General features: G+C 69.7%; 7 protein-coding genes and 1 pseudogene. 6 read left to right on the top strand and 2 right to left on the bottom strand.

The features are described from left to right. Window positions 1-93: 93 nt before the first annotated feature. From BN10_RS04405 to BN10_RS04385, 5 genes are all read left to right on the top strand, one after another. Window positions 94-5,007: an NAD-glutamate dehydrogenase gene (locus BN10_RS04405; RefSeq protein ID WP_010849963.1), complete on the top strand. Its 4,914-nt coding sequence runs from the start codon at window positions 94-96 to the stop codon at window positions 5,005-5,007. Window positions 5,008-5,038: 31 nt separating this feature from the next. After that, entirely contained in the window at window positions 5,039-6,520 is a 1,482-nt protein-coding gene (locus BN10_RS04400) for a sensor histidine kinase (RefSeq protein ID WP_010849962.1), read from the top strand. 143 nt (window positions 6,521-6,663) lie between these two features. Beyond that, window positions 6,664-7,698 carry a tryptophan--tRNA ligase gene (gene trpS, locus BN10_RS04395; RefSeq protein ID WP_010849961.1) on the top strand — a complete coding sequence of 345 codons (1,035 nt, stop codon included), beginning with the start codon at window positions 6,664-6,666 and terminating at the stop codon, window positions 7,696-7,698. Between the two features lie 2 nt (window positions 7,699-7,700). Next, on the top strand, window positions 7,701-8,231 hold the full coding sequence (locus BN10_RS04390; protein ID WP_010849960.1) for a 2'-5' RNA ligase family protein: 531 nt from the start codon (window positions 7,701-7,703) through the stop codon (window positions 8,229-8,231). 5 nt (window positions 8,232-8,236) lie between these two features. Then, the gene (locus BN10_RS04385; protein ID WP_010849959.1) at window positions 8,237-9,334 is read left to right on the top strand and encodes a YihY/virulence factor BrkB family protein; all 1,098 of its coding nucleotides are present in this window, start codon (window positions 8,237-8,239) and stop codon (window positions 9,332-9,334) included. Window positions 9,335-9,337: 3 nt separating this feature from the next. On the opposite strand, the gene BN10_RS04380 is transcribed toward BN10_RS04385, so the two are convergent. Further along, complete coding sequence (locus BN10_RS04380) at window positions 9,338-10,513, bottom strand: glycosyltransferase family 4 protein (protein ID WP_010849958.1); 1,176 nt, start codon at window positions 10,511-10,513, stop codon at window positions 9,338-9,340. 142 nt (window positions 10,514-10,655) lie between these two features. Between BN10_RS04380 and BN10_RS04375 the strand changes: the two genes are divergently transcribed. After that, window positions 10,656-11,735 (top strand): mannose-1-phosphate guanylyltransferase, encoded by a 1,080-nt coding sequence (locus tag BN10_RS04375; RefSeq protein ID WP_040752510.1) that lies wholly within the window; start codon window positions 10,656-10,658, stop codon window positions 11,733-11,735. Between the two features lie 86 nt (window positions 11,736-11,821). Here the strand turns inward: BN10_RS04375 and BN10_RS04370 are convergent. Beyond that, window positions 11,822-12,407 (bottom strand): annotated as a pseudogene (locus BN10_RS04370) (ABC transporter permease); the annotation flags it as partial.

The raw sequence follows: 12,407 nt of genomic DNA, 5'->3' as shown, positions 1-12,407 counted from the left end.
TCCACAGGCGCGCGGGGAAGTGGCTAGGCTCAGGGTGCGGCACGACGATGTGCCGCGCCCGGCGCGATCAGTCACGAAGGAACACCCACCGAGATGACCGAGCAGACGACCATGACCTCCCGCGAGTCGATCCTCGAGCGGATCGCCGAGTCCTACGAGAAGTTGGGCGGAGGGGGGGACGCGGCTGACTTCGTGGGCCGGTTCTACCGACACGTCGCGACCGACGAGTTGCGGTCCCGTTCTGCGGCAACGCTCGCCGGCGTGGCGGCGGCCCACCGTGAGCTCGCCGAGGTCCGCCAACCGGGCACTGCCAACGTGCGGGTGTTCAACCCCACGACCGACGACGACGGGTGGTCCAGCGCCCGCACGGTCGTCCAGATCGTCACCGACGACATGCCCTTCCTCGTCGACTCGGTGACCAATGCCATCGTCGGTCAGGACCTCGACATCCACCTGCTCGTCCACCCGCAACTCGTCGTCAGTCGTGACGCTGCGGGGCGTCTGGAGTCGGTCGAGCACGCCGAACCGGGGCAGGGTGTGCGTGTTGACGCCGTCGGACGGATCAACGAGTCCTGGATGTTGCTGACGATCGACCGCGAAACCGACGAGCAGACCTTGGCCGACCTCGAGACGACGATCCGCGGCGTCCTCACCGACGTGCGCGAGTCGGTCGAGGACTGGCCCAAGATGCGCACCCGCTGCCTGGTCATTGCCGCCGAGCTCGAGGGGACGCCCCCGGTCGGGCTGGACGCCGACGAGGTCCGCCGCGCCACGACCTTCCTGCGCTGGATGGCCGACAACCACTTCACCTTCCTCGGCTACCGCGACTACGTCCTCAAGGACCTCGGGGAGGGGGAGGCGGTCGTCCCGGTGACCGGCACCGGGCTGGGGCTGCTGCGCAGCGACCCGCCGATGGGCCAGGAGCCCGATGTCCTCACCCCATGGGCGCGTGAGCTCGCGCATGAGAAGAAGGCCCTGGTCATCACGAAGGCCAACTCCCGCTCGACAGTGCACCGGATGACCTACCTCGACTACGTCGGCGTCCGCCAGTTCGACGAGACCGGCGAGGTCATCGGCGAGCGTCGCTTCCTCGGTCTCTACGCGTCGACGGCCTACACCGACTCGGTGACTCGGATCCCGCTCGTGGCCGACAAGGTGGAGGAGGTGATCCGTCGCTCCGGCGTTGCTGCTGACTCTCACACGGGCAAGGACCTCCTCGGCGTCCTGGAGACCTTCCCCCGCGACGAGCTCTTCCAGTCGAGCACGGACGAACTCTTCGACACCGCGATGGCGATCACCCAATTGCAGGAGCGCCGCCGCACCAAGCTCTTCCTCCGCGAGGACGACTTCCGACGATTCGTCTCCGCGCTCGTCTACATCCCCCGGGATCGCTACAACACCTCGGTCCGCACCCGCATGGCGGACCTGCTCAAGGAGACCTTCGGGGGCGAGAGCGTCGAGTTCACCGCACGCGTCTCCGAGTCCGCGCTCTCCCGACTCCAGTTCGTCGTTCGTATGCCGCTGGGCGAGCGGGTGCGCCACCTCACCGCAGCGGAGCAGCACCGCCTCGAGGAGCGGCTCGTCGCGGTGAGCCGCACCTGGAGTGATCGCCTCGGTGACGCGCTGCGCGAGCGACTCGGTGAGGTCGAGGGCAACCGCCTGGTCGACTCCTTCGCGCGGGGCTTCCCCACGGCATACGAGGAAACCTTCACCACCAGCCAGGGTGTCGCCGACCTCGCCCACCTTGACCGCCTGAGCAGCGGTCAGGGTACGAGTGTGGCGCTCTACCGGCCGTCCGACGCGAGCCCCGACGTGCGTCGTTTCAAGCTCTTCCGGGCCGACGCGTTGTCGCTCACCGACGTGCTCCCGATCTTCACCCACATGGGGGTCGAGGTCGTCGACGAGCAGCCCTACGAGGTGACCCGGGTCGACGGAACCCCCCTCGAGGTCTACGACTTCGGGCTGCGCGTCAAGGACGCCACCACCTGGGAATCGCTGCCCCATGAAGGCCTGCGTGACCTCTTCGAGGGCGCGGTCCTGGCGGTCTGGGAGGGTGAGGCCGAGTCCGACGGCTTCAACCGACTCGTGCTCGGCGCCCACCTCACGTGGCGCCAGGTCATCATCCTGCGCTCCATCGCCAAGTACCTCCGCCAGACCCAGACGGCCTTCTCCCAGCACTACTTCGAGGACGCCCTCGTTGCCAACCCTGCGGTGGCCGCCGACCTGGTCGCCCTCTTCGAAATCCGCTTCGATCCGGCCCGGTTCGCCGACGACGAGGCCGGCCGCAAGGCCCGCGAGGCAGCCTGCGACGAGATCAGCGCTCGGGTGCTCGATGCCCTCGACGCGGTGTCCAGCCTCGACCACGACCGGATCATTCGCGCCTTCCTCGCCGTCGTGAAGGCGACCCTGCGGACCAACTTCTACCAACCCGACGCCGAGGGCCGACCCAAGCCCTATGTGTCGCTCAAGCTCAACCCCAAGGCGATCCCCGACCTGCCGGCGCCGCGCCCGGCCTACGAGATCTGGGTCTACAGCCCCCGGGTCGAGGGCGTGCACCTGCGCTTCGGCGCGGTCGCCCGCGGTGGCCTGCGGTGGAGTGACCGGCGCGAGGACTTCCGCACCGAGATCCTCGGCCTGGTCAAGGCCCAGATGGTCAAGAACGCCGTCATCGTGCCGACCGGCTCCAAGGGGGGCTTCTACCCCAAGGCGCTGCCCGACCCCACCGTCGACCGCGAGGCATGGCTCGAGGAGGGGAAGGCGTCCTACCGCATGTTCATCTCGGGCCTGCTCGACCTCACCGACAACCGAGTGGGCGGCGACATCGTGCCGCCCGCGGACGTCGTGCGCCACGACGGGGACGACCCCTACCTGGTCGTCGCCGCCGACAAGGGCACGGCCAGCTTCTCCGACATCGCCAACGGGGTCGCCCAGTCCTACGGCTTCTGGCTCGATGATGCCTTCGCCTCCGGTGGCTCGGCCGGCTACGACCACAAGGGGATGGGCATCACCGCCCGAGGCGCGTGGGAATCGGTCAAGCGCCACTTCCGCGAGATGGGTCACGACACCCAGACCGAGGACTTCACCGTCGTCGGGGTCGGTGACATGAGTGGCGACGTCTTCGGCAACGGCATGCTGCTCTCCGAGCACATCCGCCTGCTGGCCGCCTTCGACCACCGCCACATCTTCATCGACCCCAACCCGGACGCTGCTCTGTCCCACGCCGAGAGGCGCCGCCTCTTCGACCTGCCGCGATCGTCCTGGGATGACTACGACAAGAGCCTGATCTCCGCCGGTGGTGGCGTCTTCGCCCGATCGCTCAAGGCGATCCCCGTCTCGGCCGAGATGATCGCGGCACTGGGCCTGCCCAACGGCACGACGAGCATGACGCCGGCTGAGCTGATGAAGGCCGTCCTGCTGGCCCCCGCCGATCTGCTCTGGAACGGCGGCATCGGCACCTACGTCAAGGCGAGCACCGAGGACAACCTGTCGGTCGGGGACCGCGCCAATGACGCCATCCGGGTCAACGGCGAGGAGCTTCGCGTCAAGGTCGTGGGGGAGGGAGGCAACCTCGGCTGCTCCCAGCTCGGCCGGATCGAGGCGGCCTTCGCGGGCGTGCGGATCAACACCGACGCCATCGACAACTCCGCGGGTGTGGACACCTCCGACCACGAGGTCAACATCAAGATTCTGCTCAGCGAGGTCGTTCGGTCGGGTGGTCTCGACCTCGAGGAACGCAACACCTTCCTCGCGTCGATGACCGACGAGGTCGCCGATCTCGTGCTCCGGGATAACTACGAGCAGAACGTCCTGCTCGGCAACGCCCGCGCCCAGGAGCACCAGATGGCGAGCGTGCACGAGCGGCTCATGAAGTGGCTCGAGGAGCGCGGTGACCTCGACCGGCAGCTGGAGTTCCTGCCCAGCGAGGCCGAGCTCGCCCAGCGCGCCCACGAGGGCAAGGGCCTGAAGTCCCCGGAGTTCTCGGTCCTCGTCGCCTACGCCAAGCTCGCGCTCAAGCACGATCTGCTGGCCTCGGCGCTCCCCGACGACCCCTACTTCGAGGCAACCCTCGCGGACTACTTCCCGACCCCCATGCGGGAGAGGTATGCCGCGGAGCTCGCCGAGCACCCGCTGCGCCGAGAGATCATCACGAACTCGGTCGCGAACTCCATCGTCAACCGTGGAGGCATCACCTTCCCCTTCCGCGCCGGTGAGGAGACCGGTGCCAGCGTCGAGCAGATGGCCCGAGCCTTCGTCGTCTGCCGCGAGGTCTTCGGGCTCGCGCACTTCGTCGAGCAGGTCGAAGCCCTCGACAACGTCGTGTCGACCAACGCGCAGACCTCGCTCTACCTCGAGTTCCGACGCCTGCTCGACCGGGCCGTGCGGTGGTTCCTCACCGCCCGCCCCGGCCGGCTCGACATCGGTGCCGAGGTCGAGCGCTTCGGCCCCGTCGTCGAGGCGATGGGACCCCAGGTGCCCGAGCTGCTCCGGGGAGACGAGCGCAAGAGGCTCAACCGCCGGGCGGCGGAGTTCGAGAAAGCCGGGGTGCCCGAGGCGCTGGCTCGGCACACCGCGAGCCTGCTCGACTGGTACTCCCTGCTCGACATCGTCGAGATCGCCACCGACACCGGTCGCGACCCACAGGACGTGGCGGCGCTCTACTACGTGGTCTCGGAGCGGTTCGGGATCGACGCGATGCTGGGCAAGGTCACGCGGCTGCCCCGTGAGGACCGATGGGACGCACTCGCCCGGGGTGCCCTCCGGGACGACCTCTACTCGGTGCTGGAGTCACTCACCCGCGGGGTCCTGGACGCCAACCCGGCCGACGGGGCGGCCTCCGACCCGGGCGAGCAGTACGACGTGTGGGCCCGCGCCAACCAGGACTCGATCTCGCGGACCAAGGGGGCGCTCTCGGCGATCGTGCGTCTGGACAACCCGAACATTGCCGCCCTGTCGGTCGCCTTACGCACCCTGCGCTCGGTGGTCCGCGTCGGGGCGGCCACGACGTGAGGACCTCAACGGCGAACTAGGCTTGATCGGTGTGACGACCCTCGCCGAGCACCTCCAGTCCCTCACGACCTTGGAGCCTGCCGAGATCGAGTGGCTCCACCTCGTCGTGGGGGACTGGCAACTCGTCGCAGACCTCGCCTTCAGCGACCTCGTCCTCTGGGTCCAGGGCGGCCAGGCGGGCTGGCAGACGGTCGCCCACGTGCGCCCCAACACCGGGCCCATGGTCTTCCATGACGACATCGTCGGCACGGCGCCGACGTCGACCCGCCGGGCCCTCATCGAGGAGGCCCACCGGTCGCGTCGGCTCGTGCGGGGCCGGGAGCCGCATGCGGGGGAGGAGTACGGCGTGCGCGTCGAGGCGATCCCGGTGGTCCGGGGCGCCCGGACCGTGGGCGTCATCACGATGCACACCCATGCCATCGCCCAACGCACGCCGAGTCGACTCGAGCTGACCTATCGGCGCCTGGCCGACGCGTTGGCCCGGATGATCGCCCATGGCGAGTTCCCGTCGCCGGCGGCGCCGACCGGCCTGCGTCGGGGAGCTCCCCGGGTGGGCGACGGGGTCATCGTGCTCGATGTCGACGGCGGCGTGACCTACGCCAGCCCCAATGCGCTCTCGGCGGTCCACCGGCTGGGACATCTGGGTGACCTCGTGCGATCGAACTTCGCCAGGATCATCACCGACCTCGCCCAGGCCGCTGAACAACCCATCGACGAATCGCTGGCCTTGGTGGTCACCGGCCGGGCGCCCTGGCGCACCGAGTTCTCCACTCGGTCGGCGAGCGTCAGCATGCGCGCCATCCCGATCACGGCGAACGCGACGCGCACCGGGGCCTTCATCCTGCTGCGCGACGTCTCCGAGCTGCGGCGCCGCGAGCAGGAACTGCTGACCAAGGACGCCACGATCCGCGAGATTCACCACCGGGTGAAGAACAACCTCCAGACCGTGGCAGCTCTGCTTCGGCTCCAGGCCCGCCGGGTGCCGGAGCCGACGGCCAAGAACGCGCTCGCAGAGGCGGTGCGCCGGGTCGGGACGATCGCGCTCGTCCACGAGACGCTCAGCCAGGGCTTCGACGAGATGGTGGATTTCGACGAGATCGCTGTCCGGGGCCTGCGCGCCGTTGTCGAGGTGGCCACGCGTGAGCATCCGGTCAGTCACACGCTGACCGGCAGCTTCGGGCGGATGCGGGCCGAGGACGCGACGGCGATGGCGATGATCATCTCCGAACTCGTGCAGAACGCGGCCGAGCACGGGCTCGCCGACCGCGGCGGCACGATCGACCTGGCGGCCCATCGGGCCACCGGGACGGACGGCGCAGAGGAACTCACGGTGACGGTGACCGACGACGGGGTCGGGCTGCCGCCGGGTTTCCGTCCGGTGCTCGCCGGGCTCGGCACGCGCATCGTGACATCACTGGTGCAGGACCTACAGGGTCGGATCCGCTGGGAGAACTCCTCGCCGCACGGCACCCGGGTGGTCTTCGTCGCGCGGCTGCGACCGCTCGAGCGCTGACCGCTGGAACGCTGAGGGGCGCGCCCGAGAACGCCCCGCTCCATGACCAGGATGAGGTCGCTGGCCTGGAGGTCTGCCGCGCGGGTCCGCTCCGGCCGGACACGCGCACCTTGGTCAACCCGCCGTTCATTAGAGTTGACCCCATGCCCGATGCCGACGATCACCGCAGCGTGCCCAGGATTCTCTCCGGGATGCAGCCGACGAGCGATTCGCTGCACCTGGGCAACTACATCGGGGCACTGGTCAACTGGGTCACCCTGCAGGACCAGTTCGACGCCTACTACTTCGTCGCCGACCTGCACGCGCTGACCGTGCCGACCGACCCTGCCGTGCTCCGCCGCCGGACGCGCGTCACGGCTGCCCAGTTCATCGCCGGTGGTGTGGACCCGGCGCGTTCGGCGGTCTTCTGCCAGAGCCACATCACCGAGCACGCCGAGCTGGGCTGGGTCATGAACTGCCTGACCGCCGATGGCGAAGCGCGCCGAATGACCCAGTTCAAGGACAAGGTGGCCCGCGGGCAGAACGCCAACGTCGGTTTGCTCACCTATCCCATGCTCATGGCGGCCGACATCCTCATGTATGACGCGGCATACGTCCCCGTCGGTGAGGACCAACGCCAACACCTCGAGATCACCCGCGACCTCGCCGAACGCTTCAACACGCGGTATGCCGCGGACACCCTCGTCGTGCCGGAGCCCTACATCCTCAAGGAGTCGGCCAAGATCATGGATCTGACCGACCCCACCTCGAAGATGTCGGGGTCGAACTCGCCGGACAAGGGTCTGCTCCTGCTCAGCGACGACCCCAAGAGGCTGCGCAAGAAGATCATGTCGGCCGTCACCGACACCGAGGCCGAGGTCCGCTACGACCCCGCCACCAAGGCAGGGGTGTCGAACCTGCTGGTCATCCACTCGACGCTCTCGGGCAGTTCGCTTCCTGACCTGGAGTCACGGTTCGCGGGCCAGGGGTACGGCGCGCTGAAGGGGGAGGTGGCCGACGTGGTGCTGGCAGCGGTCGAGCCCTTCCAGACCCGCATGGCTGAACTGCTCGACGACCCGGCCGAACTCGACAGGATCGTCGCCGCCGGGGCGGAGCGGGCCACCGTCGTGGCCAGGGCCACGATGCAGCGCGTCCGCGAAGCCGTGGGCCTGCTGCCGGCCAGACCCGCGGGTGCCTGAACATGCCGGTCGTCGGCGTCGCCATCGCCATTCCCGAGCCCCATCGGGCCAAACTCTCGGCTGCGCGCCATGCGGCCGGTGACCCGATGGCAGCCGTGATCCCTCCGCACGTGACGTTGTTGCCGCCGACCGTCATCCCGGGCACCGACCTGGACGCCTTCATCGATCATCTGTCCTCCGTCGCGGACAGCCATCCGGCCTTCACGATGCGGCTGGCCGGGACGGGCAGTTTCCGGCCGGTGTCCCCGGTTGTCTTCGTCCAGGTCAGTGAAGGCATCTCGTCGTGCGAACGCCTCGAGCGGGCCATCCGGTCAGGACCCGTGGAACGCCGTCTCGAGTTCGACTACCACCCGCACGTCACGATCGCCCACCATGTCGAGGACGAAGCCCTCGACGCCACGGCCCGATCGACCGCCGACTTCGTGGCAGAGTTCCCGGTCGTGGGTTTCGACCTCTTCGAGCAGGGCAACGACGACGTGTGGCGACCGCTGCGGACCTTCTCGCTGGAGGGCGCAGGTCGGGACAGGAGCTGAAGCGCATGGATGCAGTGAAGAAAGCCTGGAGCCGTTTCCAACGGACCGAGGTGATGCGGGCCTGGCAGCGCTACAGCGATGCGCGCGGCAACCTGCTCGCAGGCGGCGTCACCTACTTCGCGTTCTTCTCGATCTTCCCGGCGGTGGCGCTGGCCTTCACCATCTTCGGGGCGCTCCTCAAGGGGCACCCCGAATGGCTGGACCAGATCCGGGACTACCTCAACGAGACCCTGCCCGGCTTCATCAAGGAGGGTGACGAGGGACTGATCCCGCTCGAGGCGCCGACCGGCAACACCCTCTCGGTCACCGGGGCCATCGGTGTCGCGGGCCTGCTGTGGGCAGGGCTGGGGTGGCTGGGGGCCCTGCGGGACGGCATCCGCACGATCTTCGGGGCCGAGGGCGAACCCGGGAACTTCTTCACGAACAAGCTGCGCGACCTGGGCGTCCTCGTGCTGCTCGGCCTGGCTATCGTCGTCTCGGCGGCCGTGACCGGTGTCGCCGGCGCCGCCGCCTCGGGGATCGCCGAGCTCATCGGGCTCGGCGGCTCGTGGTGGGTCGTCAAGGCGATCAGTGTCCTCGTCGGCGTCGTCCTCGACGGCCTCATCGTCCTGGTCATGCTGCGCCTGCTCAGTGGGGTGGACGTACCCTGGCGCGGGCTTCGGTCGGCCGCCCTCATCGGGGGCATCGGACTGACCGTCCTCAAGGCGCTCGGCACGACCTTGCTGGGCGCGATGAACAACCCGCTCTTCGCCTCCATCGCCCTGGTCGTGGGCCTGCTGGTCTGGCTCAACTACATGTCCAGGATCGTCCTGTTGGCATCTGCCTGGGCCGCGAACCATCTCGACGAGCAGCAGTCGGTGGCGCTCACCCCCGGCGTTCAGGACAAACTGGCCGAGGGCCCGCCCTCGGCGGACGCGGCCCAGGTCGAGGCTGCCGCGGGCTCCCTGGCGCCGGCCCGCGACCCCGCGGCAGACCTCTCGGGCGCCGAGCAACGTGCGGTGGATCGGGCCTCGATCGTCGCCGGTGCCGTCGTCGGCGCCGGCGCGACGGCGGCGTTCGGTGCTGTGGTCGGCACCTGGCGTCGAGTGCGTCGGCGCCAATAGTTGTCAGGCCGCGTGTGGCGCGCGGGCTCGACGCGTGACGCGGGCTCGCTCGTAGTGGCCGACCAATTCAGCGGTGAGTGCCCCCCAGGAGCACTGGGCGATCCGGGCCAGCCCGACCTCACCCATCGACACTCGCAACTGTGGGTCGGCGACGAGCGTCGCCGCGGCCTCGCGCAGTGCGCCCGGACGATCCGGGTCGAAGAGGTAACCGGAGCGGCCGTGGTCGACGAGGTCGATCGGGCCACCGCGGGCCGGCGCCACCACCGGCAGGCCCATCGCAGCAGCCTCCTGCAGGGTCTGCCCGAAGGTCTCGCGGGTGCCGGTGTGGACGAAGACGTCGAAGGCGGCATACGCCCGGGCGAGGTCGTCGCCACAGCGTTGGCCGAGAACGATCGGGGTGCGGTTGGGCCGCCCCGGCATGTCCGCGACGGCCTCGGTGAGGAGGGCTCCGACCTCGGATCGAGCGGGGCCGTCACCGACGATCACAAGTCGGGTGCCGGGGATGGTTGCGGCTTCTGCCAGACGGTGGAGTTCCTTCTCCGGGGCGAGTCTGCCGACATAGCCGATGAGCACCTCCCCGGCCGGAGACAGCGCCCGCCGGAGCTCGCGCGCCCCTGCGTCCCCTCGCCACCTCGGGCAGAAGAGGGAGTGGTCCACGCCCCGGCGCCACCGCTCCACCCTCGGTATGCCGTGGTGCCGGAGCTCCTCGATCGTCGCCGAGGAGGGGGCGAGCGTGAGGTCGGCGTGAGCGTGCATGCGCCGGATCCAGCGCCATGCGGCGTTCGAGGCTCGGGTGCCGATTCTGCCGGGCGTGTGCTGGGCGAGGTAACTGGGCACATCGGTCTGGTAGATGGCGACGGCTGGGGTCTGGGTGCGGTCCGCCCACTGGAGCGCACGCGCGCCGAGCACGAACGGCGAGGCGACGTGGACGACCTCCGGGGCGAAGTCCTCCAGGGCCTGTCGTAGCCCGGGCGTCGGGAGTCCGGTCGGGAACTGCCGCACCGACACCGAGGGGCAGGTGGCCACCCGGATCTCGCCGAAGCGGTCGGGGGCCGGTGCAGGGGCGACGATGCGAACGTCGTGGCCCCCGGCATACAACTGCTCGGAAACCCGGCAGACGCTGGTGGTGACGCCGTTGAGCGTCGGGAGGAAGGACTCGGTGACGATGGCCACGCGCATGGGCACCACGGTGGTGCAGCGTCGTGCTGCCACGGTGACCCGCGAGGGTGGGTCGGGTGAGCGTTGGGCATCGGGCCGGAGAACGCGTTCACCGGGGCGTCACCTCCTCGTGGCCGCGGCGCCCGTCGCTAAGGTGACCGGCATGTCCTCGATCCCCGACTTCTGGGCCGTCATCCCGGCCGGCGGCTCCGGCACGCGTCTCTGGCCGCTCTCGCGGGCCGGGCACCCGAAGTTCCTGCACGATCTCACCGGTGAGGGACACACCCTCATCCAGGGCACCGTCGACCGGGTCGCGCCGCTCGCCGCCGACCGGGTCGTCGTCGTCACCGGCGTGGCGCACGCCGAAGCCGTGCGTGCCCAGTTGCCGGGTCTGACACCCGACCGGGTGCTGGCCGAGCCCAGCCCGCGTGACTCGATGGCGGCCATCGCCTGGGCAGCTGCCGTCATCGAGCGAGAGGACCCGGAGGCGATGATCGGGTCGTTCGCTGCCGACCACGTCATCCCGGACGGCGAGGCCTTCCGGGCGTGCGTGGCCGAGGCGGTGGCCGTCGCGCGCGAGGACTACGTCGTGACCATCGGGGTGGAGCCGACGTTTCCGGCGACCTCCTTCGGCTACATCCAGATGGGCCAAGCGCTCGACGGTCACGCGACGGCGGCGCGGGTCCGCCAATTCGTCGAGAAACCGGACGCCTCGCGCGCTGCGAACTATCTCGCGACGGGCGAATTCCGTTGGAATGCAGGCATGTTCGTTGTCAAGGCGACCGTGTTGCTCGACCTGCTGACGCGCTGGCACCCTGAGTTGGCGGCGGGAGTCCGGGCCATCGCTGCCGACCCGTCGACCCTCGCGCAGCGCTGGCCGGAGCTGACGAGGATCGCGATCGACCACGCGATCGCGGAGCCTGCCGCCGACATCGGCCGGGTGGCCGTCGTGCCCGGCGCGTTCACGTGGAACGACGTCGGCGACTTCGCCACCCTGCGCGAGCTGCTGCCGACCGCGGACGACGGGGTCGCCGTCCTCGGCGATCCCGCTCTCGTGACGACGATCGACGCCAGCGGGTTCGTCGCCCCACGCGGCGGTCGACACGTGGCCGTCCTCGGTCTCACCGACGTCGTCGTCGTGGACACCGGCGATGCCGTGCTCGTGACGACGGTCGAGCGGGCCCAGGATGTCAAGGCGGTCGTCGACGCGTTGAAGGCGGGCGGCCGTCCCGACCTCACCTGACCCTGTCGGCGTTGTTCCCACATGCCGCGGTTGTTCCCGGGTACCCGGGAACAACCGCGGCCATCCGGAACAACGCCGGTTGGCGGTCAGGTCAGGTCGCGCCGTCGGTATGCCGCGAGACCGGCTCCCGTGAGCACCACCGCGATCGCGGTGAGGACGAGGACATTGGCCCAGTCCCAGTGACCGAGGGGGTAGGCCTCGACGTGCGCGAACGGGGAGAGCCCCACGAGCCATGACGGCAGGTTCATCGTCGTCCCGAACTCCCCCAGCACGAAGGCGGCGCCGAGCACGGCCCACGCGTAGGGCGCCCAGCGGGCGTTGAGTCCGGTGAGCAGGGCGGCCGCGCCGACGACGACCCACGCCGCGGGGATCGCCTCGGCGGCACCCTGCAGGGTCTGCCCGACCGAAGGGGCCGCGGCCAGAGCGGCGGCACCGCGCGAGCCCATCGCGAAAGCCATGACGAGCGTGAGAAGCGCGACGAGGGCCAGGCCGCCCACGGCATACGCAAGGAACCAGCGGGCGCGGCTGGTTGCGCTCGCCATCACCACTTCGCCTCTGCCGGAACGCTCTTCGACCGCCAGGCGAACGATGACGGCGATCCCCGCGGCGGTGATGAAACCGACCGAGATCTTGAGCATGGTCGCCGAATAGACCGCCGCCATGGCGGGCGGG

The organism is Phycicoccus elongatus Lp2, assembly GCF_000367525.1.
Lineage (GTDB): Bacteria > Actinomycetota > Actinomycetes > Actinomycetales > Dermatophilaceae > Phycicoccus_A > Phycicoccus_A elongatus.
This window is presented reverse-complemented; position numbering and strand designations above follow the sequence as displayed.

Bases quoted from the DNA above. Each gene is read 5' to 3' on its own strand.
- BN10_RS04405 (WP_010849963.1), top strand. From the start codon at position 94: ATGACCGAGCAGACGACCATGACCTCCCGCGAGTCGATCCTCGAGCGG.
- trpS (WP_010849961.1), top strand. From the start codon at position 6,664: ATGCCCGATGCCGACGATCACCGCAGCGTGCCCAGGATTCTCTCCGGG.
- BN10_RS04390 (WP_010849960.1), top strand. From the start codon at position 7,701: ATGCCGGTCGTCGGCGTCGCCATCGCCATTCCCGAGCCCCATCGGGCC.
- BN10_RS04385 (WP_010849959.1), top strand. From the start codon at position 8,237: ATGGATGCAGTGAAGAAAGCCTGGAGCCGTTTCCAACGGACCGAGGTG.
- BN10_RS04380 (WP_010849958.1), bottom strand. From the start codon at position 10,513: ATGCGCGTGGCCATCGTCACCGAGTCCTTCCTCCCGACGCTCAACGGC.
- BN10_RS04375 (WP_040752510.1), top strand. From the start codon at position 10,656: ATGTCCTCGATCCCCGACTTCTGGGCCGTCATCCCGGCCGGCGGCTCC.